The organism is Citrobacter sp. BIDMC107 (assembly GCF_001037575.1).
Taxonomy (GTDB): domain Bacteria; phylum Pseudomonadota; class Gammaproteobacteria; order Enterobacterales; family Enterobacteriaceae; genus Citrobacter; species Citrobacter freundii.
In genome coordinates this window covers 4,116,007-4,136,163 of sequence record NZ_KQ089848.1, presented here as the reverse complement: position 1 = coordinate 4,136,163, position 20,157 = coordinate 4,116,007, and the positions used below count along the sequence as shown (strand labels likewise).

Genomic DNA, 20,157 nt, shown 5'->3' with positions numbered 1-20,157 from the left:
GTTTACGCTCTCACCCGGCAAACGGTTTTATTTCCCGCCCGACGTGCGACGCTGCAGCTGGTCGCGCAGGTTCGGCGGCGTACCTTTGATGGTCAAAGTATCTGTAGCCGGATCCCAGAAAATACGTTCACCCAGTAGCATGGCGTCGAAGTTGATGGTTAACCCACCGCCGCTTCCGGCAAATTTGGTTAACTGACGCAGCGTACTGCGATCCGCCGGGAAACTCTCTTCCAGCTCGTAGCCTTTATCAGCGGTAAATTCGCTGAAGCTAACTTCACTGACGCCGGAAAGCTCTTTGGACAGCGACTCCAGCTCGATCTCTTCACCGGCTTGTAGCTGTTCGTTGCAGTAGCTGTACACCTGCTGACGCACGTTCTGGCGTTCAGCTTTATCGAGCTGCGCCTCGGCAGTAAAGTCATCGACCGCCTGCAGCAGGCCACGGTTTTGCGCTTTGGCATTCAGACCTTCGCTGGCACCGAGGAAATCCATAAAGAAATCGGCGACTTTGCGCCCTACCCGCCCTTTCAGGAACGTCAGATAGCGCGTGGACTCCGGATTGGTTTCCCATTCGGTTAAATCAATACGCGCCACGATATCCGCATGATTGATGTCCAGATAGTGCGTCGGATTGATATCCAGATTTTCATTGACGCGCATGCTGCTTAAATTGTTCAGCACGGCGACCAACAGATACTCTACCGCCAGATAGCGGTAATGGCAGAACAGGACAATGCCGCCGTCGGCAAAAGGATATTTCGCCAGCTCGTCCCGCAAGCGTCCGGTCGCGGCACGACTAAATGCCAGAAAATCCTCTTCGCCCTGACGCTGTAAACGCAGCGTTTGTGCCAGTTCACTCTCTTCGCTAAACAGGCCATAAGCTTTATTCTTGGCGCTATATACCCGATGCAGCTCAGCCATCATATCGACAACCGTCGCTGTCGGTTCCAGTAATGAATCGCGCAAGACCAGCTCAAGGTTCTGCTCGTCACGTTTGATAAGCTGGTGCAGGGCAATCTGGTTGATATCCAGACTCATGATAAACTCTCCTTTTAGACCGGGCGGTATTCAACCACCTGCCGGGCAGTGACGCAATAGAAGATAAAAAAGCAGAAAAAAAACTGTCTGTACGGTAATATGTTGCCCTTTCATGAACAGACTGATTTCGATTTATGCCACAAATTTCCCGCTATAGTGACGAACACGTTGAACAACTGCTGAATGAGATGCTCAACGTACTGGAAAAACATAAGGCGCCGACCGACCTTTCCCTGATGGTACTGGGAAATATGGTGACTAACCTTATCAATACAAGCATCGCACCGGCCCAGCGCCAGGCGATTGCCAACTCTTTTGCCCGCGCATTGCAGTCTTCGGTAAACGACGACCAAGCGCATTAAGAGCCTGCTCCGGGGAAACGAACAACAGTTTATGGTAACTCATCGTCAGCGCTACCGTGAGAAAGTCTCCCAGATGGTTAGCTGGGGGCACTGGTTTGCCTTGTTCAACATCCTGTTGGCCGTGGTACTCGGTAGCCGTTACCTGTTTGTCGCCGACTGGCCGACAACGCTTGCAGGTCGTATTTATTCCTATGTAAGCCTGGTCGGACATTTTAGTTTTCTGGTGTTTGCCACCTATCTGTTAATCCTGTTTCCCCTGACGTTTATCGTCATGTCCCAGAGGCTGATGCGATTCTTATCAGCTATTCTGGCGACGGTGGGCATGACGCTGTTGCTAATCGACAGCGAAGTTTTCACCCGCTTCCATTTGCACCTCAACCCGATCGTCTGGGAACTGGTCATCAACCCTGACCAGAATGAAGCGGCGCGTGACTGGCAACTGATGTTTATCAGCGTGCCAGTGATTCTGTTAATTGAAATGCTGTTTGCGACCTGGAGTTGGCAAAAGCTGCGTAGCCTGACGCGTCGTCGCCACTTCGCCAAACCGTTAGCCGCATTCTTCTTCATTTGCTTTATCGCCTCGCACGTGGTGTATATCTGGGCGGATGCCAATTTCTATCGCCCGATTACCATGCAGCGCGCGAATCTGCCGCTCTCCTACCCGATGACGGCGCGTAAGTTCCTGGAAAAACATGGTCTGCTGGATGCGCAAGAGTATCAGCGTCGCCTGATCGAGCAGGGGAATCCGGAAGCAGTTTCCGTGCAGTACCCGCTGAGCGAACTGCGCTATCGCGATATGGGCACCGGCCAGAACGTCCTGCTGATCACCGTCGACGGCCTGAACTATTCACGCTTTGAAAAGCAGATGCCTGCGCTGGCTGAATTCGCCGGGCAGAATATCTCCTTCACGCGTCACATGAGCACTGGCAACACCACGGATAACGGGATTTTTGGCCTGTTTTACGGCGTCTCACCAAGCTACATGGATGGGATTTTATCGACCCGAACGCCTGCGGCGTTGATTTCCGCGCTGAACCAGCAGGGCTATCAGTTAGGGCTATTCTCCTCGGATGGCTTTACCAGCCCGCTTTATCGCCAGGCGCTGCTGTCAGATTTCTCCATGCCAAGCGTGCAGACGCAATCTGACGATCAAACCGCAAGCCAGTGGATTAACTGGCTGGGACGCTACGCGCAGGAAGATAACCGCTGGTTCTCGTGGGTCTCCTTTAACGGGACCAACCTTGATGAGAGTAACCAGAAGAATTTTGCCAAACGCTATGCCAGCGCCGCTCAGGATGTGGATGCCAACATTAACCGCATTCTGAGCGCCCTGCGCGGCTCCGGCAAACTGAACAATACGGTGGTGATTATTACCGCTGGTCGGGGCGTGCCGCTGACGCAGGAAGAGAACAGCTTTGCCTGGTCGCGAGGCCATCTGCAGGTTCCTCTGGTTATTCACTGGCCGGGAACGCCAGCACAGCGCATCAATAGTCTGACCGATCATACGGACCTGATGACAACGCTGATGCAGCGCCTACTGCACGTCAGTACACCTGCTAACGAATACTCACAGGGGCAGGATCTGTTCAATGCAACTCGCCGCCATTACTGGGTTACTGCCGCTGACGGCAGCACGATGGCCGTTACCACACCCGAGATGACGCTGGTGCTGAACAACAACGGTAATTATCAGACCTATAATTTGCGCGGCGAGAAAATAAAAGATCAGAAACCGCAGCTAAGTCTGCTGTTACAGGTTCTGACGGATGAGAAGCGATTTATTGCTAACTGATTAATTATAAATCAGTTAGCGAGACATGCTCTTGCATTCGTAGCGGAAAGCAGTAGTATTAGCAGCCATAGCGTCGGCACGTAGCGCAGCCTGGTAGCGCACCGTCATGGGGTGTCGGGGGTCGGAGGTTCAAATCCTCTCGTGCCGACCAAAAATCCCCAAAAAAACAGCCTGTTACGGCTGTTTTTTTATGCCTGTTTTCTGAGCGCTCCGCGTTCCTGGCATCATTAATGATGTACGTGATAACTCCAAATATTGCGTGTGAGGAATTGTAGCCATCACCATCTTCTGACAGCGCTTCCCTTCTCCCGTTCTCCAGATTAACCAGGTGGGGCTGAGGGTGAGTTCGGTATCACTTGATCCTGAATTCCCCATCTATCGCGCATATCAGCAGCGAACCATCACAGGCTGAAAGCGACGCATCCACAACAAGTAGCGCCCCCTGGATTATCCCTTCCCTGAAATGTGAACGCGATGCCCGTATGAAATAAGTCGCTGCGGGCTGGCTGATTAGCTGCTGATCGAGGGAGATCCTTGTTTCAACGTAATCATTGACAGGTGAAGGGAAGCCCATGGCTATAGTCCTCCGTTTGGATTGAACAGCTGAAAGGTACGGTTCTCCCCTTCCTGCGTTGATACATCGCGGAATGTTGTCACATACCACTCGATCCATTCGTTAGGCTGCTTCATCGTCCAGTTCCAGTTAACCTTGCTCAGTTCCTGGACAAACCGCTGTGTGGTGGCATCAATTAACCCCTCTTGAATACCGGATAAAAACACAGTATAAATACTGTATATACATCCAGCAAAAGGCTACAAGCAATGTTCGTGGAACTCGTTTATGACAAAAGGAATTTTGATGGTTTGCCCGGAGCAAAAGATATCATTCTGGGAGAATTGACGAAGAGGGTTCAGCGGATCTTCCCCGATGCTGATGTTCGGGTTAAACCGATGATGACACTACCGGCGATCAACACTGACGCCAGCAAACATGAGAAGGAGCAGATAAGCCGTACTGTTCAGGAAATGTTTGAAGAGGCTGATATGTGGCTAGTTTCAGATTAAACGCCTTGAACCGTCATATTGCTTAAGTACAATCCGCCGTGACTGGCAATCATTCAATACTCGCACTATCGAACGTTCGCCAGTCGGCCGCAATAATGCTCTTGCATACGGTGTGGTTGCGGCAACTCTTGTTACAGTTCACCATCAATTGGCCAGCCAGGTCATCTTTAATGATTTCCGTTATTACGCCAAATATCGGCAAAGGAACACTGCTTGATATGATTCAGTAACCTATGGTTATCATATATTGGAACAAAACGACAATTTCAAAAAAAATAATATCAATGAAAATTATTCACCATTGAACAATCCTTTGCAACAACCAGTTATTTTGTATATCCGTTGCTTATCAGTTTTAATATCACATGATCCTTCCCGCCTCATGTTGATACTGATAGAATGTTTCCATGTGACTGATATCAAAAAATATGTATTCAACATTCTTGTAGTTATTGGATAGGTATAAAACACGGATTGCTTAAAAATGAACTCTTCTATTACCATTGTTACAGCATTTTTCGATATAGGACGAGGAGACTGGACGAGTAATAAAGGTTTCTCTCCTCACTTAGAGAGAACAGCTGATACCTATATTCAGTACTTTGAAAATCTGTCTAAATTGGATAATGACATGGTCATTTTTACATCCAGTGAACTTAAACCCAAAATTGAAGCAATTAGAAATGGGAAAAACACTGTTGTAGTGGCTTTAGATATTAATAAGAAATTTCAAAGCATAAAAAAAAGAATTGCACGAATTCAAAAAGATAATGAGTTCATAAGCAAACTTGAAACTCGCCAGTTGATAAATCCCGAATACTGGTCCCCAGACTATGCACTGGTTTGCAATCTAAAAACATATTTTGTAAACAGAGCTATAGAGTTAAATCTTGTGAATGATGATATGGTTGCATGGGTTGACTTTGGTTACTGTCGTAGTGCAGACGTAACCAGAGGGTTATCTCGATGGGACTATCCTTTTGACCGCAACAAAGTAAATTTCTTTACAGTTAAAAAAGGTTTGACCGTCAAAACTATACATCAGGTTTTTGACCACATGATTAACAATCGTTCCTATATTATTGGTGGGGCAATTGTAGCAACACAAAAGAAATGGAAAGAGTTTTACAAACTGGTTTGTCAGTGCCAAATAAAAACACTCAGAAATAATATAGTTGATGACGATCAGGGTGTTTTTATAATGTGCTATTATTACAACCCTAAATTAATAAAACTAAATTACCTGGGTAAGAACCGCTGGTTTAATCTATTTAAACTATTCGGAAGAAAAGATTTAATTACTTTATTAAGAAGATTAAAGGTCTCTCTTATAGGTAAATAATTTTTAATTGAGGTATGAACAATGCCGATTCTAACCAGCCCCGGCATTGTTTTGCTTTTTCCTGCGCAGCCTGTCCCTGAAAAAATGCTTTTTCCGCCTCTGCATCATGAACCTATTGTGTGCCGTCCCATTTAACGTATCCCCCTTCGGGAGCCACTGATACAACATTATCAGGCAGGGACCCCAGCGTCTCAACCCACATGGGGAAATTAGAGCCGGTTAAAAGTTGTGAGCCACTCATTTATGTTACTCAGACCAAGTCTGAGTAAGGCTATCACACATAACTAAATTTAATTTATGGTGCAGGGAGTAGACAGTGTACATATCAATATTTACTTCTCAACGATGATCTGCGTCGTTTAAGACCGACATCACTATATTAAGGGAAGTGCATATATATGATGATATTGACTTTTTTTCATTTTTTTCACACGGAGCTAAAGTTAAATGTCTAAACGTAAGTCTAAAATTTACGAAAATCCCGGTCTTGACTCAACAATCTTTGTTGAACCGCAGCAAATTGCCAATACAGCCAATGCATTTCGTGAAGTGGTAAATAGCCTTAATAACGGCTATCTAGACGTACACGATGTTAGACGGAATGTCCTTTATACCAACGCAACTTTAGCAATTGAGCTTTATTTTAAAGCATTCTTGGTCAAAAGAATTCCTGCACCTTACGATTTCACCATCGAAAATGGCCAGGCTACAAAAGCTGAATTCGATGATGAAAACCGCGCGACTAATTGGCATTCACGCCTAGATCTTCTTGAAGAACATAAAACGCACAACTTAAAAAAGCTTTTCAATGCACTTAGCGACACACAAAAAAAATGTGTCACACAAGAGATTTTGCAAACATGTAACACGATCCAGACCGCTACGGATCTATTGCAATTCCTTGACACTATTAGGAACTACTTTGTTGATAAGCGTTATGAATTCCAAGAATTCATCTATGGTGTTCCAAAAGACTCAAATATGATCTATACCTTGATTCCCGTCTTAAATGCCATTGGTAAAGTGCTTGCTAACCCACCAAATGCACCATTTCCAGACATGACTTTGTTATAAGGAAGGTTATAGTTTCAATGTTATTAAGCTCCTTTTTAGAAACATAAAGGTCTAATCTGATCTAAAGCATCTAAACAACATGGGAGAAACGTCCCCTAACCTATTGATGTATATAGAGCAGATTTTGTCATAAAAGCACTGTTTGTTTACACATGCAAATAGCAATTAGAACCAGCAATGGCGCGGCTCTCAGTGTTTCATAAGCGGTGTCATGGGGTGTCGGGGGTCGGAGGTTCAAATCCTCTCGTGCCGACCAAAAATCCCAAAAAAACCAACCTTAGGGTTGGTTTTTTTATGTCTGAGATTCATCATTCCTGAGTATTACTACGGCTTTCAGTACAGGTTTTACTACTTACCCATGCACAAATTGGGGTAAAATTTATCCTCTCATCAGCGTGATGAATCTGGACGATTGATGCGCTGAAAACAATAATGATACTAATAAAAACTCAGGAGAATAGTATGCCTGAAGCAACGCCTTTTCGGGTGCTGATTGTTGACGACCACCCACTGATGCGGCGAGGAATTAGTCAATTATTGCAACTTGATCCCGCCTTTAACGTAGTCGCGGAAGCGGGTGATGGTGCCAGCGCTATCGACCTGGCAAACCGCCTGGACCTTGATGTGATCCTACTGGATCTCAATATGAAAGGGATGAGCGGACTGGATACACTGAATGCGCTGCGTCGGGACGGCGTCACCGCGCAAATTATTATTCTTACCGTATCGGATGCCGCCAACGATGTGTACGCTCTAATTGATGCCGGCGCGGATGGTTATTTACTTAAAGACAGCGATCCTGAAGTCCTGCTGGAGGCTATTCGCAGTGGTGCCAAAGGTGGTAAAGCCTTTAGTACCCGCGTCAGCGAATATTTGCGCGAGCGCGACCTGTTTGGCGCCCAGGAAGACCCATTCAGCGTTCTCACCGAACGCGAACTGGATGTGTTACATGAACTTGCTCAGGGGCTATCGAACAAACAGATTGCATCAGTGCTGAATATTTCTGAACAGACGGTGAAGGTGCATATTCGCAATCTGCTGCGCAAACTCAACGTGCGTTCTCGTGTAGCTGCCACCATTCTATTTTTACAAACACGCGGCATGCAGTAATCAGATATTGCCCGATGGCGCTACGCTTATCGGGCCAACAAGTCACGTGCATCAGTAGGCCGGATAAGACGCTTTGCGTCGCCATCCGGCATCTTTCACTCTTACTTCTCCTGCGGCGTTAGCTGCTCCATCGCCTGCTTAATGCTGCGTTCTATCACCGCCCGACGGGTATCATTGGCCGGTAATAATTTCAGCATCATCTCCCACGCCGCAACCGCCTCGCCAAAGCGCTGCTGTTCAAAAGCGTTAAACGCATACATGCTGAGAACCCGCACGTTGGCATGTTCGCCGCGTACCAACTGGCGTAGCAGCTCCCCTCCCCGACGGTTATCATCAGGATCGGAAGAACGGGTCAGCGCTTCCGCATAGCCCAGCGCAGCATCACTGTTTTTCGGATCCAGTCGATAAGCATTGGCATAGGCTTCAGTGGCCGTACTGGCGTTACCAAGTACCATGCCAATTCGCCCAAGCATGATCCAACCTTCAACGTTGGTAGGATCGGCTTGTAAGCGAGTGCGCAGACCCAACGCCAGACGCGTCATATCTTCTTCATTGAGCGGATCAGCTTTTGGATCCAACGCCCGCTCCAGCAGCATAGGTGCCTGAGCGGTGGCCTGTTGCCAGACCTGAACCTGCTTATAGTTGCCGGTTTCATAATAGCTCACTGCGCCAACCCCCAGCGCCACCACGATGCCGGGCACAAACAACCCGAACCCACCGCGTTTGCCATCCGGGATAACGTCATCAGGAAACTCTTCCTGTTTTACCCGGACACGTCGGCGAGTACGGGCGAAAATAATCCAGCCACCCAGACCAATCGCAACCACCGGCATCACCCACAAAAGTATAGTAAGCGGCGTCAACGGCGGATCGTAAGTGACGAAGTTGCCGTAGCGGGCCACCATGTAGTCGACAATCTCTTTCTGACTTTTTCCTTCCTGCATCAGTTCGTACACTTTCTGACGCAGGTCGGTGGCAATCATCGAGTTAGAATCGGCAATACTGTTGTTCTGACATTTAGGACAGCGCAACTGTTCGGTAAGCTGACGGAACTGCTGCTCCTGCGCTTCATCCTTAAACTGCATCACATCGATGGTCGCAAGCGCGGATCCAGAGATAACCAGCATCAGCAGGCCCAGTAAAAATCTCATTGCGCAGCCTCCTTACTGTACTTATCCCACAACGGTTTGATCTCGCTCTCCCACACCCTGGCATTCAAATCGCCGGCATGGCGATAGCGAATAATACCTTTCCCGTCGATCAGGAACGTCTCCGGCGCACCGTACACGCCAAGATCCAGACCAAGCATACCGTCGCCGTCAAACAGGCTTAATGAGTAAGGATTGCCCAGCTCTTTCAGCCAGACAATGGCTTTCTGACGATCGTCTTTATAGTTCAGCCCCACCACCCGCACGCCCTGCGCAGACAGCTGATTCAGGTACTGATGTTCGGCGCGACAGGTCGGACACCAGGTCGCCCAGACGTTCAGCAGTACCGGTTTGCCCTGGGTCAGCACATCGGCCTGATAATGCTGCCCCGGATTTTCCAGCGACTCCAGGCGGAATGTCGGAACGGGTTTGCCGATCAGCGCCGACTCCAGATTAGTGGGATCGTCCCCCTGAGCGTTACGCGCCAGTTGCCACAGCAGCGCCGCCGCAATGATCAGAAAAATAATAAACGGAATTAACAGTGCGTTGCGCTTCATACAGCCTCCGACGCATTTTTTTGCACCGCGGCGCGAGGACGCGTGCGCTGACGATAGCGTGGATCAAACAGGCAGAACAATCCGCCCAGCGCCATCAGCAATCCTCCGGCCCAAATCCAGCGAATAAACGGTTTGTAGTACAGACGCACAGCCCATGCGCCGTTATCCAGTTCTTCACCCAGCGCAGCGTACAGATCGCGTGTGAATCCGCCGTCAATTGCCGCTTCAGTCATCATCGAACTGGTGCTGTTATAGAAGCGTTTTTCCGCATGCAGCGTGGCTTCTGGTTTACCATCTCGGGTAACGCCAATAATGGCGACACCGCCCCGGTAGTTAGGTCCGGTAATATCTTTCACTTCGCGGAACGTGAACTGATAGTTATGGATACTGACGCTATCACCTGCCTTCATGCGCACATCGCGTTCAACACTGTAGTTCTGGCTAAAGGCAATACCGACAATAGTAATCGCCAGCCCAACGTGGCCCGACACCATGCCCCAATAGCTTGGTGTTAACTTCGTTCCGCGGGAAACACGCAGGAACGCTTCGGACACCGCCAGCACGAATATCCAGCATGCCATCGCCAGACCCACCACCGTCATAGCGGCAATGCGATCCTCAAACAGCCACGGCAGCAGCAGCGACATAACAAGCGTGGTGACAAACGCGATAATCAGTAACGTTTTCAGTTTACGCGGTCGGTCACGGCCCCAGCGCACTAATGGCCCTATTCCCAGCAACAGCGCGAACGGTGCCATCAGCCAGGTAAACATGGTGTTGAAGAACGGCTCGCCAATCGAAATGCTGCCCAGCCCCAGCTGTTTGTGCACCAACGGCAGCAGCGTACCCAATAGCACCACCAGCATGGCGGCAATAAGCAGAACGTTGTTGCCCAACAGCAGAGATTCACGCGACCACAGCGCGTTATTTACCCGCGAGCGGACCTTGTGACCGCGAACCGCAAACAGCAGCAGGGAGCCGCCAATCACTAATACCATAAAGGCGAGAATAAACATCCCGCGCGACGGATCGGAGGCAAAAGCATGCACCGACACCAGCACGCCGGAGCGCACCAGGAAAGTCCCCAACAGGCAAAGCGAGAATGCGCAGATTGACAGCAGCAGCGTCCAGGCTTTAAAGCTGGCACGCTGTTCGGTGACCGACAACGAGTGCATCAGCGCCGTTCCCACCAGCCATGGCATAAACGAGGCATTTTCAACTGGATCCCAGAACCACCAGCCGCCCCAGCCCAGCTCGTAATAGGCCCAGGCGGAACCGAGCACAATACCCAGCGTCAGGAACACCCACGCCGCCAGCGTCCACGGACGCGAAAAACGGGCGAAGGTACTGTCCAGTCGGCCACTCATCAACGCGGCAATCGCAAACGCAAAGGCCACGGAGAAACCGACATACCCCATGTACAGCAACGGCGGATGGAAAATCAGCCCCGGATCCTGCAACAGCGGGTTCAGGTCGCGCCCTTCAATAGGGAAGTTGGGCAACGTACGGGCAAATGGATTGGAGGTAAACAGAATAAACAGCAGAAAGCCAACGCTGACCATCCCCATCACCGCCAGCACGCGGGCGACGATGTCCAGCGGCATACGCTGGCTGAATGCCGCAACGGCGAACGTCCAGCCGCTCATCAGCAGTACCCACAGCAGCAGAGAGCCTTCATGCGCGCCCCAGGTTGCTGCCACCCGATACCAGACCGGAAGCTGGGTATTGGAGTTGCTGGCAACGTAGGTGACGGTAAAGTCATTAACCACGAAGGCGTTGACCAGAATCAGGAATGCACCCATCACACAGATAAACAACACCCAGGCAAAGGGCCGCGCGGAAGCCATCATCCGCACATCGCCGCGCGCTACGCCCCACAGCGGATAGACCGACAGCAGTAACGCCACGCCTAGCGCAAGGCACAACAGCGCATTGCCAATTTCAGGCATCATGACGTTTTATCCTTATACACGCTTTCCGGACGACGATGGTTTTCCTGCATCGCTTTTTCAACTTCCGGCGGGGTGTAATTTTCATCATGTTTGGCCAGAACCTCTTTGGCCTGTACATGATTTCCCTCGTCCAGTTCGCCCTGAACAACAACACCCTGCCCTTCGCGGAACAGATCCGGCAGAATACCTTCATAGGTTACATCCACCACACCTTCGGCGTCATAGATGCTGAAATTCACCTTTAATGACTGCGGATCGCGCTTTACGCTACCGGGCATCACCATACCGCCCACGCGCAGGCGCTGACCGACTTCAGGCATCTGCTGCGTTTCGCGCTTACCGTAGAGTATCTCTCCCGGCGTATAGAACAGGTCAATATTGGAACGCAGCGCATAAAGCACCAGCGTAATGGTCAAAGCCAGACCCGCCAGTACCGCACAGGCTATCCATAACCGATTTTTACGTCGAATATTCACGCCGCCTCCCGTTGCACTTGCGCCGCACGCATACGTGCTTCTCTCGCCCGCTGCTGCGCTACACCGCGTAAAATTGCGCGATGCTGTAACGTGGAATGCACTACCAGCACCACCAGCGGGATAACGCTCATCGCTACGGCAAGCCAGACATACAAGGCGTAGCCGCCCATCGCGAAAAAATCACTCCATGATGCAAATGCAGGGGTCATTGGCGGCCTCTTTTTAAGATCAGTTCGCTCACCCACGGGCGGCGTTTTTCCATCATCAAAATCAGGTTACGCATGCGCATCAGCGCCAGCGTGACAAACAGTAACAGGTAGCCGACGATCGCCAGACGCAGCGGCGTACGCATCGCCGGATCGATGCTTTGCTGCATGCGGGTAGAACCCTGATGCAGCGTATTCCACCACTCAACCGAGTAGTGGATAATCGGTAAGTTGACCACACCAATCAGCACCAGAATACCGGCGGCACGACCTGCCAGACGGCGGTCATCAAAGGCATGCCACAGCGCAATGGCGCCAACGTAGAGAAACAGCAGCACCAGTTCAGAGGTGAGTCGGGCATCCCAAACCCACCAGGTTCCCCACATCGGTTTGCCCCATGCGGAACCTGTCACCAGCGCAATAAAGGTAAACACTGCACCAATCGGCGCCATCGCAGCCAGCGCCAGATTGGCCATTTTCATCTGCCAGACCAGGCCGATAAACGCGGCAACGGCCATCGAGGCGTAAATGCCCATCGACCAGATTGCCGCCGGAACGTGCAGATAAATAATGCGATAGCTCTGCCCCTGCTGATAGTCTGCAGGCGCAAAACCAAAGCCCCAGATCCATCCCGTTATCAGTACCACCGCGCTGGCAATCGCCAGCCACGGGATAAACCAGCCACAGATCTGATAGAGCCGAGGGGGCATCGCCAATTGATGAAGTGTTTTCCACATAGTTCAGTCACCAGACTCCATAAATTAAAATCCGTTGTGCCGGAGCGCCTTGCCCGGCCTGCACATCTAATTCTCGTTACTGCACGCTTATCCGTAACGCCGCGGCTGTGGCAAACGGGCTTAACGTGGCGCTGCCGACCAGCAACGCCCCCAGAATCGCCATGTACCCTTCAACCGGTAAGTGCATAGAAGCCGCATCCATCGCGGCGGTCGCAAAAATCAGTAAGGGTATGGTGAGCGGGAGTACCAGCACGCTTAACAGCACGCCGCCGCGCTTTAAGCCCACCGTCAACCCCACGCCCGGCGCGCCGAGAAAACCCAGCGTCGGCGTTCCGAGTAACAAGGTCAGCGCCATAATTTTCCAGCCGTACATATCCATGCCCAGCAACAGCGCCACCAGCGGCGAGAGGATCAGCAGCGGCAGACCTGTCACGACCCAGTGCGCCATCACTTTCGCCAGCACCACGGCCGGTAGCGGTAACGGCAGCAGCATCAGTTGCTCAAGGCTGCCATCCTGTAAGTCATCACGAAATAGCCGTTCCAGCGCCAGCAATGACGCCAGTAGCGCCGCAACCCAGATGATGCCCGGCGCTATGCGCGCCAGCAGCTGTGGCTCCGGCCCAATACTCAGGGGGAACAGCGTAATAACAATCAGGAAGAACCATAAAGGATTAGCAATTTCCGCACTATGACGAAACGCAACTCGCAGTTCTAAACGAAAGATTCGCCACATCATTGCGTTGCCCTCTCACTGGTCAGCGCAATACGTCGCACTTTATCGGTTTCAACATTGAGCGGTTGGTGGGTGGTGAGAATAACAATACCGCCCTGCTCCGTATGCTGCGCCATACGCTGAGTCAGTCGCTCAACGCCGTTCACATCAATGGCGGTAAAGGGTTCATCGAGGATCCACAGTCGGGCGCGGGTCAACCACAAACGGGCCAGCGCCACGCGCCGCTGTTGTCCGGCGGAAAGTTGGTTCACTGGGATATCTTCATATCCGGCAAGTCCCGCCTGCGCCAGCGCAGCCAGACACTGCGCGATGTCGCCGTCATGATGGAAGAAACGCAGGTTCTCCAACGCCGAAAGCCGGGTTTTTATCCCCGGCTGATGTCCAATCCACAGTAGTTGCTGATGGTAGCTGTCCCGCACGTGATGCAGCGGTTGCTCTTGCCAGCAAACCTCCCCTGCGTCGGGACGCGCCAGCCCGGTAAGCAACCGCAGCAGAGTGGTTTTCCCTGCGCCGTTGCTGCCGGTAATTTGTACCCATTCCCCTGCGTTGACGCGAAATGACAACTCGCTGAACAGTATTCTGTCATCCCGCTCGCAAAGTAATTCTCTGGCTTCAAGCATACCTGGTTATCTACATCCTGTTAAAAGCCCGGTTTGACTTCGCGCATATCAGGCAGTTTGTGCGCTATCCCTTTATGGCAGTCAATACAGGTTTGCCCGTCTTTCACGGCCTGGTCGTGCATTTTGGCCGCGACGCCTTTCTGGGCGGTTAAATCCATAAACTCGAAGTTGTGACAGTTTCGACACTCTTGCGAATTGTTATCTTTCATACGCCGCCACTCATTTTGCGCCATCGTTAAACGATGATCTTCAAATTTCTGCGGTGTATCTATTAACCCCAGTGCTTTCGCGTACAGCTCTTTACTGGCCTTGATCTTACGGATCATTTTCGGGCCCCACTCGTGTGGGACGTGGCAATCAGGGCAAGTCGCTCGCACACCACTGCGGTTGTTGTAGTGTACGGTTTCCATGTATTCCTGGTACACCGTATTGCGCATTTCGTGACAGCTAATGCAGAACTCTTCTGTATTGGCCTTTTCCATACCGGTATTAAAGCCGCCCCAGAAAATAATGCCGCCCACAAAGCCGATTAACAACAGCGTGCCGAGCGCCAGACGGCTGGGGCGACGCCACCATTGCCAGACGCGCTTAATCCAGCCTGGTTTACGGTTAGAATTTTCCATAATGACCTCTTATTTCCCGTAACCTTTCGAGGGGGTGAAGGTATTTTCAACAATCGGCGCGGCGTCAGCCTGCGGAACGTGACATTGCAGACAGAAATAACGACGCGGCGCGACTTCAGCCAATACCTTGCCGTCGCTATCCATAAAGTGCGTCGGACTGATGCGCGGCGCACCGGTGGTACGATAGCTTTCCACACCGTGGCATTGCAGGCAGCGGTTGGTGTTAGTCGTCACCTGATATCCTTCAACGCTGTGCGGAACCATCGGCGGCTGATTCACATAGTTCAGCGGCATACGCACTTGCTCTTTCGGCATGCGAATCGCCCCTTCCTGTGTTCCTGAGACTTCAGGTGACTGGCTCAGATCCACTCCGTTTGCAGCCCAAACTGCCCCACTGACTAGCAAGGCCAGCGCGGCCATCCATTGACTCAGCGCTTTAATCAGGTCATGGCTTTTCATGATTTCGCTCCCGAACTCCATCGTGTTGTTATTGTAAAAACATCCTCAGAACAGACATCCACACAGCGACCGCAGGCCATGCAATCGCGACTGGTTACCTGCACCGGACTTTGCTCATCCAGCACCGGCGCACGTAGCACATGCGGTTCCGGGCAAACATGAAAACAATCCATACAGCGGTTACATCTGTTACGTTCTTTTGCCGAAACGGTTAATGCACCTTTACTTCCCACCACGCTATACAGCGCACCCAGTGGGCAGAGATGCCCGCACCAGCCATGCTCAACGACCAGTAAATCAAATAAAAACAGCGCGAGGATCAGCAACGCTCCGCTACCGAATCCCATTACCAGGCTACGTCCCAGCAAAGAAACCGGGTTTATCCACTCCCACAGCAGCGTACCAGTCAGCGCTGAACCGACCAGAATGACCACCAGCAGGACGTACCGTATATGGCGCGGCAGGGTCGCAGACTGATTCAGGTCAAACCTTCTGCGCAACCAGCTGGCTAAATCGGTGACCGGGTTCATAGGACAAACCCAACTGCAAAACAGTCGCTTACCGGCCAGGGCATACAGCACCGTAATGATGGCTGCCCCCGTTAACGCCACCGTCGCTGGCAGATGCCCGCTGGCCAGGCTTTGCAGAGTAATCAGCGGATCGGTGAACGGGATAGCGTCCAGCAACAGGCTGCTACTGTAGTTGCCATGCAGAATCCAAACACCAAGCCACGGGCCGCTAAGGAACATCGCCAGTATCAGAAACTGACTCAGACGACGCAGCAGCAGCCAACGATGACTCTTCCACCATCCTTTTTTTGCCTGCGCTTCACGCCCGGCATCACGTTTACGATTTGCCATTGTTCCCCTCCAGCCAACCGAAGCGGTAATGGTGTCCTAACTCCCCTTTCGCCAGCGACAACGGCAGCACTTTTATTGCTGGCTGCTCCAGTACGCAGACTTTTTCGCATTTCCCACAGCCGGTACAGGCATCGCTGTGCACGGTAGGAATAAACCGCGCATGCTTGCCGGTACGCATGTTACGGTCCAGCTCCAGGGTGATCGCCTCATCGATTTTCGGGCACTCGCGATAGCAAACGTCACAGCGTAATCCCTGATAGTTGAGGCAGTTTTCGTGATCCAGCAGTACCGCCAGCCCCATACGCGAATCGTCAATGGATTCAATTTCTCTGTCCAACGCGCCGCTGGGGCAGGCTTTGGCGCATGGAATGTCCTCACACATTTCGCAGGGAATATCACGGGCGATAAAATATGGCGTACCAGCCGCCAGCCCGGAGGCCAGCGTCGCCAGCTTCAGCGTGTCATACGGACATGCCTGAACGCACTGACCGCAACGTACGCAAGCGCTGGCAAATGCCTCCTCGCTCAGTGCACCTGGCGGGCGCAACCGCACGCCGGTTGCGCGTGCGGTTTGTTGTTGCAACCCCAGCGCCACGCCAACGACGGCCAGCCCGCCCGCTGCGCGAACCATATCGCGCAGAAAGCGGCGGCGGCCATTTTGGGGTTTTGCTGACCGGGACATAACGCGTTACACCTTCGCCAGTTTCACGGCGCACTTCTTGAAATCCGTCTCTTTGGAGAGCGGATCCGTCGCATCCAGCGTCAGGTTGTTCACCAGCTGTGCGGCGTCGAAGAACGGCATGTACACCAGCCCCTGCGGCGGACGGTTACGACCGCGTGTTTCAACAATCGAAATCACTTCGCCACGACGGGAAATCACTTTGACCTTATCGCCACGACGCAGATCGCGTGCTTTTGCATCCAGCGGGTGGATAAACAGCACGGCTTCCGGGAAAGCGCGGTGCAGTTCAGGCACACGACGCGTCATACTGCCGGTATGCCAGTGTTCCAGAACACGTCCGGTGGATAGCCACAGGTCATATTCTTTATCCGGCGCTTCAGCAGCAGGCTCAAACGGCAGCGCGAAGATAACCGCTTTACCGTCCGGTTTACCGTAGAACTTGTAGCTTTCACCTGCTTTCACGTAAGGGTCGTTGCCTTCGCTGTAGCGCCACTGGGTCTCTTTGCCTTCGACGACCGGCCAGCGTAAACCGCGGGCTTTGTGGTAATCGTCAAATGGCGCAAGGTCATGCCCGTGACCGCGACCAAACCAGGCGTACTCTTCGAACAACCCTTTTTGCAGATAGAAGCCCAGCTCGCGGGATTCATCATTCAGTTGATCTTCAGCCAGTTCAGTCACCGGGAATTTTGTCACTGCTGGCGTGGCAAACAGCACGTCATACAGCGTTTTGCCACGCAGCTCCGGTTTTTGTGCCAACAGCTCTTCGGGCCACACTTCTTCTGTTTTGAAGCGACGAGAGAACTGCACCAGTTGCCACAGATCCGACTTCGATTCGCCCGGTGCTTTAATCTGCTGACGCCAGAACTGTGTACGGCGTTCAGCGTTACCGTAGGCACCTTCTTTCTCTACCCACATCGCAGTCGGCAGGATCAGGTCAGCAGACAAGGCGCTGACCGTCGGGTACGGATCGGAGACAATGATGAAGTTGCGCGGATCGCGCCAGCCCGGCATACGCTCCTCATTGATGTTCGGACCAGCCTGCATGTTGTTGGTACACATCGCCCAGTAGACATTGAGCTTGCCATCTTTCAGCGCGCGGTCTTGTGCCACGGCGTGCAGACCGATTTTTGCCGGAATGGTCCCTGACGGAATATTCCAGTGCTTCTCGCAGATATCGCGGTGTTTTTCGTTTGTCACCACCATGTCCGCAGGCAGACGATGGGAGAATGTACCGACTTCACGCGCGGTGCCGCATGCGGAAGGCTGGCCGGTCAGAGAGAACGGGCCACAGCCTGGCTGGGAGATTTTGCCAGTCAGCAAGTGCAGGTTATAGACCAGGTTGTTGGCCCATACACCGCGGGTGTGCTGGTTAAAGCCCATCGTCCAGTAGGAGATGACTTTTTTCTTCGGATCGGCATACAGCTGCGCCAGTTGTTCCAGCTGATCTTTTGGTACGCCGGTCATTTCGGCGGTTTTATCCAGCGTGTACTCAGCAACGAAGGCTTTGTAATCCTCAAAGCTCATCGGTTCAGAGGCATCGGATCCCGGGTTTTTCGCCGCTTTTTCCAGCGGATGGGTCGGACGCAGACCGTAGCCGATGTCCGTCACGCCTTTACGCAGGTTAACGTGCTTGCTAAAGAAATCCTGGTTAATCGCATTGTTTTGAATGATGTAGTTCGCGATGTAGTTGAGGATCACCAGATCGGTTTGCGGCGTGAAGACCATACCGTTATCCGCCAGCTCAAAGCTGCGGTGCTGGAAAGTGGAGAGAACCGCGACGTTGACGTTAGGATCGGACAGACGACGGTTGGTGATGCGCGACCACAGGATCGGGTGCATCTCTGCCATATTCGCGCCCCACAGGACGAAGGCGTCTGCATGTTCGATATCGTCATAGCAGCCCATCGGTTCATCCATACCGAAGGTACGCATAAAGCCGACTACCGCTGAGGCCATGCAGTGACGTGCGTTCGGGTCGATGTTATTGGAACGGAAACCCGCTTTAAACAATTTGGCAGCAGCATAACCTTCCCAAATCGTCCACTGGCCAGAGCCGAACATGCCGATAGATTCCGGGCCTTTCTCTTTCATCGACGTTTTGAATTTCTCTTCCATCACGTCAAAAGCCTGGTCCCAGCTAATCGGGGTGAACTCGCCTTCTTTGTGATATTTGCCGTCTTTCATGCGCAGCATCGGCTGCGTTAAACGGTCTTTTCCGTACATGATTTTCGGCAGGAAGTAACCTTTGATGCAGTTAAGCCCACGGTTAACCGGCGCATCCGGATCGCCCTGGCATGCCACAACACGCCCTTGCTGCGTTCCGACCAATACGCCGCAGCCCGTCCCGCAAAAACGGCACGGGGCTTTGTCCCATTTGATGGCTTCTTGCTGACCGACTACCGCGCGGGCAACGCCCGGCACGCTTAACCCGGCAGCCGCCGCAGCGGCCGCAACGGCGTTAGCTTTCATAAAGCTACGACGACTGAGTTTCATGGTGTTTCCTCACCTTGCTCATCCTGCTGGTGATAAACCAGCGACACCGCCAGCACGCCCGCAACGTTGCGCACTGACTCAATTGTTTTCATTAGCGTTTCACTTTGATCAGCTTCCACCACCACAATCAACTGACCACTTTCCACATCGCTGAGGGCAACTTCGCAACCGGGAAAGGAACGCAACTGCGTGGCGATATCGTTGATATGCTGGCTTTTGGCCTGAACGACCAGGCTGCAGACCTGCCAGTTATTGTCCATGGTTGTACTCCGCGTTAATGGCTGATACCGGGCAGATAGCGACACAGGCGCCACATCCGTTACAGTCCTGATTGTCGAGCTGCGGCTGATAAATGCCGGACAGCGTGGGGCGAAAGGTTATTGCCATGGGCTCACAGCTATCCTGACAGCGGTGACATTCAACGGACTGATGTGCGAGACAGTTTTCCCCAATCGTAAAGTTCAGATCCCATGCCCTGGTGTGGCGCGGAAGAAAAAGTGATTCGGGACAGGCTTCTGCGCAGGCATAGCAAAAGCTGCACTCGCCGTGTTTGAAATTTACGCTCGGGTAACCACCCTGGCCTCGCTGCAGGATGTCGGTTTCGCACGCCTGGATGCAGGCGTCACAACGGAGGCAATGGGCCAGAAAGTGAGAGTCTTCCTTGCTCCACGGCGGACGGATCCCTGCGCTGGCGTTTCGCCAACTGCCTGTCAACATGCCTCGACGGGATAAATCAACCATGACATTGTCCTTCCATAATGACGCCCTCCCTCGGCGGGTTGAACGACATAAAAAACTGCACTATTTATGAGTAGTTATTTTTAGCCGTAA

At 52.0% G+C, this 20,157-nt stretch carries 22 protein-coding genes, 1 tRNA gene and 2 pseudogenes; 7 read left to right on the top strand and 18 right to left on the bottom strand.

The features are described 5' to 3' along the window. Positions 1 to 27: 27 nt before the first annotated feature. Positions 28 to 1,035 carry a nucleoid-associated protein YejK gene (gene yejK / locus SK39_RS19180; RefSeq protein ID WP_003027504.1) on the bottom strand — a complete coding sequence of 336 codons (1,008 nt, stop codon included), beginning with the start codon at positions 1,033 to 1,035 and terminating at the stop codon, positions 28 to 30. 134 nt (positions 1,036 to 1,169) lie between these two features. Between yejK and SK39_RS19175 the strand changes: the two genes are divergently transcribed. The 3 genes from SK39_RS19175 to SK39_RS19165 all read left to right on the top strand — a co-directional run bounded on the left by SK39_RS19175 (position 1,170) and on the right by SK39_RS19165 (position 3,340). Beyond that, positions 1,170 to 1,397: a YejL family protein gene (locus SK39_RS19175; RefSeq protein WP_003027506.1), complete on the top strand. Its 228-nt coding sequence runs from the start codon at positions 1,170 to 1,172 to the stop codon at positions 1,395 to 1,397. Between the two features lie 31 nt (positions 1,398 to 1,428). After that, positions 1,429 to 3,189 (top strand): LPS biosynthesis-modulating metalloenzyme YejM, encoded by a 1,761-nt coding sequence (gene yejM, locus SK39_RS19170; RefSeq protein WP_048217316.1) that lies wholly within the window; start codon positions 1,429 to 1,431, stop codon positions 3,187 to 3,189. 74 nt (positions 3,190 to 3,263) lie between these two features. Then, a tRNA-Pro gene (locus SK39_RS19165) sits at positions 3,264 to 3,340 on the top strand. 57 nt (positions 3,341 to 3,397) lie between these two features. Here SK39_RS19165 and SK39_RS27600 read toward each other — a convergent pair. Both SK39_RS27600 and SK39_RS27895 read right to left on the bottom strand, forming a co-directional pair. Then, a pseudogene (locus tag SK39_RS27600) lies at positions 3,398 to 3,763 on the bottom strand (HumD family translesion DNA polymerase); the annotation flags it as partial. A 2-nt stretch (positions 3,764 to 3,765) separates the two neighbouring features. Further along, a pseudogene (locus SK39_RS27895) lies at positions 3,766 to 3,930 on the bottom strand (DNA polymerase V); the annotation flags it as partial. An 81-nt stretch (positions 3,931 to 4,011) separates the two neighbouring features. Here SK39_RS27895 and SK39_RS19150 point away from each other — a divergent pair. From SK39_RS19150 to narP, 4 genes are all read left to right on the top strand, one after another. Further along, complete coding sequence (locus SK39_RS19150; RefSeq protein WP_003845150.1) at positions 4,012 to 4,254, top strand: DinI family protein; 243 nt, start codon at positions 4,012 to 4,014, stop codon at positions 4,252 to 4,254. A 484-nt stretch (positions 4,255 to 4,738) separates the two neighbouring features. After that, positions 4,739 to 5,596 carry a protein YibB gene (yibB, locus tag SK39_RS19145; RefSeq protein WP_032936618.1) on the top strand — a complete coding sequence of 286 codons (858 nt, stop codon included), beginning with the start codon at positions 4,739 to 4,741 and terminating at the stop codon, positions 5,594 to 5,596. 447 nt (positions 5,597 to 6,043) lie between these two features. After that, positions 6,044 to 6,670 carry a hypothetical protein gene (locus SK39_RS19140; RefSeq protein WP_044701155.1) on the top strand — a complete coding sequence of 209 codons (627 nt, stop codon included), beginning with the start codon at positions 6,044 to 6,046 and terminating at the stop codon, positions 6,668 to 6,670. A gap of 462 nt (positions 6,671 to 7,132) precedes the next feature. Then, a complete protein-coding gene (gene narP, locus SK39_RS19135) occupies positions 7,133 to 7,780 on the top strand; it encodes a nitrate/nitrite response regulator protein NarP (protein ID WP_003027518.1) in 648 nt (215 codons plus the stop codon). A gap of 101 nt (positions 7,781 to 7,881) precedes the next feature. Here the strand turns inward: narP and SK39_RS19130 are convergent, their stop codons facing one another. From SK39_RS19130 to napF, 15 genes are all read right to left on the bottom strand, one after another. After that, positions 7,882 to 8,931, bottom strand: a complete 1,050-nt coding sequence (locus SK39_RS19130; protein ID WP_032936615.1) for a cytochrome c-type biogenesis protein CcmH — start codon at positions 8,929 to 8,931, stop codon at positions 7,882 to 7,884. Further along, positions 8,928 to 9,485 carry a thiol:disulfide interchange protein DsbE gene (gene dsbE / locus SK39_RS19125; RefSeq protein WP_003834613.1) on the bottom strand — a complete coding sequence of 186 codons (558 nt, stop codon included), beginning with the start codon at positions 9,483 to 9,485 and terminating at the stop codon, positions 8,928 to 8,930. The genes SK39_RS19130 and dsbE overlap by 4 nt, the downstream gene beginning before the upstream one ends. Further along, complete coding sequence (locus SK39_RS19120; protein ID WP_003839444.1) at positions 9,482 to 11,437, bottom strand: heme lyase CcmF/NrfE family subunit; 1,956 nt, start codon at positions 11,435 to 11,437, stop codon at positions 9,482 to 9,484. The genes dsbE and SK39_RS19120 overlap by 4 nt, the downstream gene beginning before the upstream one ends. Continuing rightward, positions 11,434 to 11,913 (bottom strand): cytochrome c maturation protein CcmE, encoded by a 480-nt coding sequence (gene ccmE, locus SK39_RS19115; RefSeq protein ID WP_003834619.1) that lies wholly within the window; start codon positions 11,911 to 11,913, stop codon positions 11,434 to 11,436. Before ccmE ends, SK39_RS19120 begins: the two co-directional genes overlap by 4 nt. Beyond that, a complete protein-coding gene (gene ccmD / locus SK39_RS19110; protein ID WP_003027536.1) occupies positions 11,910 to 12,122 on the bottom strand; it encodes a heme exporter protein CcmD in 213 nt (70 codons plus the stop codon). Before ccmD ends, ccmE begins: the two co-directional genes overlap by 4 nt. After that, a complete protein-coding gene (locus SK39_RS19105) occupies positions 12,119 to 12,856 on the bottom strand; it encodes a heme ABC transporter permease (RefSeq protein WP_032949675.1) in 738 nt (245 codons plus the stop codon). The genes ccmD and SK39_RS19105 overlap by 4 nt, the downstream gene beginning before the upstream one ends. Before the next feature lie 76 nt (positions 12,857 to 12,932). Next, positions 12,933 to 13,592: a heme exporter protein CcmB gene (gene ccmB / locus SK39_RS19100; protein WP_003027542.1), complete on the bottom strand. Its 660-nt coding sequence runs from the start codon at positions 13,590 to 13,592 to the stop codon at positions 12,933 to 12,935. Continuing rightward, positions 13,589 to 14,209 carry a cytochrome c biogenesis heme-transporting ATPase CcmA gene (gene ccmA, locus SK39_RS19095; protein WP_003027545.1) on the bottom strand — a complete coding sequence of 207 codons (621 nt, stop codon included), beginning with the start codon at positions 14,207 to 14,209 and terminating at the stop codon, positions 13,589 to 13,591. The genes ccmB and ccmA overlap by 4 nt, the downstream gene beginning before the upstream one ends. Positions 14,210 to 14,229: 20 nt before the next feature. Then, positions 14,230 to 14,832, bottom strand: a complete 603-nt coding sequence (gene napC / locus SK39_RS19090) for a cytochrome c-type protein NapC (protein WP_003027548.1) — start codon at positions 14,830 to 14,832, stop codon at positions 14,230 to 14,232. Positions 14,833 to 14,841: 9 nt separating this feature from the next. Next, positions 14,842 to 15,291, bottom strand: a complete 450-nt coding sequence (gene napB / locus SK39_RS19085; protein WP_003839442.1) for a nitrate reductase cytochrome c-type subunit — start codon at positions 15,289 to 15,291, stop codon at positions 14,842 to 14,844. After that, complete coding sequence (gene napH / locus SK39_RS19080; protein WP_003027552.1) at positions 15,288 to 16,151, bottom strand: quinol dehydrogenase ferredoxin subunit NapH; 864 nt, start codon at positions 16,149 to 16,151, stop codon at positions 15,288 to 15,290. The genes napB and napH overlap by 4 nt, the downstream gene beginning before the upstream one ends. Next, complete coding sequence (gene napG / locus SK39_RS19075; RefSeq protein ID WP_048217315.1) at positions 16,138 to 16,833, bottom strand: ferredoxin-type protein NapG; 696 nt, start codon at positions 16,831 to 16,833, stop codon at positions 16,138 to 16,140. The genes napH and napG overlap by 14 nt, the downstream gene beginning before the upstream one ends. A 6-nt stretch (positions 16,834 to 16,839) precedes the next feature. After that, positions 16,840 to 19,326, bottom strand: a complete 2,487-nt coding sequence (gene napA, locus SK39_RS19070; RefSeq protein ID WP_003027558.1) for a nitrate reductase catalytic subunit NapA — start codon at positions 19,324 to 19,326, stop codon at positions 16,840 to 16,842. After that, positions 19,323 to 19,586: a chaperone NapD gene (napD, locus tag SK39_RS19065; protein ID WP_032936605.1), complete on the bottom strand. Its 264-nt coding sequence runs from the start codon at positions 19,584 to 19,586 to the stop codon at positions 19,323 to 19,325. The genes napA and napD overlap by 4 nt, the downstream gene beginning before the upstream one ends. Then, positions 19,576 to 20,067 carry a ferredoxin-type protein NapF gene (gene napF, locus SK39_RS19060; protein WP_003027564.1) on the bottom strand — a complete coding sequence of 164 codons (492 nt, stop codon included), beginning with the start codon at positions 20,065 to 20,067 and terminating at the stop codon, positions 19,576 to 19,578. The genes napD and napF overlap by 11 nt, the downstream gene beginning before the upstream one ends. Between the last annotated feature and the right edge of the window lie 90 nt (positions 20,068 to 20,157).

Excerpts from the sequence above, each read along its gene's own strand:
- yibB (WP_032936618.1), top strand. The coding sequence starts at position 4,739 with ATGAACTCTTCTATTACCATTGTTACAGCATTTTTCGATATAGGACGA.
- napF (WP_003027564.1), bottom strand. The coding sequence starts at position 20,067 with ATGGTTGATTTATCCCGTCGAGGCATGTTGACAGGCAGTTGGCGAAAC.
- SK39_RS19130 (WP_032936615.1), bottom strand. The coding sequence starts at position 8,931 with ATGAGATTTTTACTGGGCCTGCTGATGCTGGTTATCTCTGGATCCGCG.
- yejK (WP_003027504.1), bottom strand. The coding sequence starts at position 1,035 with ATGAGTCTGGATATCAACCAGATTGCCCTGCACCAGCTTATCAAACGT.
- SK39_RS19175 (WP_003027506.1), top strand. The coding sequence starts at position 1,170 with ATGCCACAAATTTCCCGCTATAGTGACGAACACGTTGAACAACTGCTG.
- SK39_RS19105 (WP_032949675.1), bottom strand. The coding sequence starts at position 12,856 with ATGTGGAAAACACTTCATCAATTGGCGATGCCCCCTCGGCTCTATCAG.
- napA (WP_003027558.1), bottom strand. The coding sequence starts at position 19,326 with ATGAAACTCAGTCGTCGTAGCTTTATGAAAGCTAACGCCGTTGCGGCC.
- napH (WP_003027552.1), bottom strand. The coding sequence starts at position 16,151 with ATGGCAAATCGTAAACGTGATGCCGGGCGTGAAGCGCAGGCAAAAAAA.
- SK39_RS19140 (WP_044701155.1), top strand. The coding sequence starts at position 6,044 with ATGTCTAAACGTAAGTCTAAAATTTACGAAAATCCCGGTCTTGACTCA.
- ccmB (WP_003027542.1), bottom strand. The coding sequence starts at position 13,592 with ATGATGTGGCGAATCTTTCGTTTAGAACTGCGAGTTGCGTTTCGTCAT.
- dsbE (WP_003834613.1), bottom strand. The coding sequence starts at position 9,485 with ATGAAGCGCAACGCACTGTTAATTCCGTTTATTATTTTTCTGATCATT.
- SK39_RS19150 (WP_003845150.1), top strand. The coding sequence starts at position 4,012 with ATGTTCGTGGAACTCGTTTATGACAAAAGGAATTTTGATGGTTTGCCC.
- yejM (WP_048217316.1), top strand. The coding sequence starts at position 1,429 with ATGGTAACTCATCGTCAGCGCTACCGTGAGAAAGTCTCCCAGATGGTT.
- SK39_RS19120 (WP_003839444.1), bottom strand. The coding sequence starts at position 11,437 with ATGATGCCTGAAATTGGCAATGCGCTGTTGTGCCTTGCGCTAGGCGTG.
- narP (WP_003027518.1), top strand. The coding sequence starts at position 7,133 with ATGCCTGAAGCAACGCCTTTTCGGGTGCTGATTGTTGACGACCACCCA.
- napC (WP_003027548.1), bottom strand. The coding sequence starts at position 14,832 with ATGGAAAATTCTAACCGTAAACCAGGCTGGATTAAGCGCGTCTGGCAA.
- ccmA (WP_003027545.1), bottom strand. The coding sequence starts at position 14,209 with ATGCTTGAAGCCAGAGAATTACTTTGCGAGCGGGATGACAGAATACTG.
- napB (WP_003839442.1), bottom strand. The coding sequence starts at position 15,291 with ATGAAAAGCCATGACCTGATTAAAGCGCTGAGTCAATGGATGGCCGCG.
- napG (WP_048217315.1), bottom strand. The coding sequence starts at position 16,833 with ATGTCCCGGTCAGCAAAACCCCAAAATGGCCGCCGCCGCTTTCTGCGC.
- ccmD (WP_003027536.1), bottom strand. The coding sequence starts at position 12,122 with ATGACCCCTGCATTTGCATCATGGAGTGATTTTTTCGCGATGGGCGGC.
- napD (WP_032936605.1), bottom strand. The coding sequence starts at position 19,586 with ATGGACAATAACTGGCAGGTCTGCAGCCTGGTCGTTCAGGCCAAAAGC.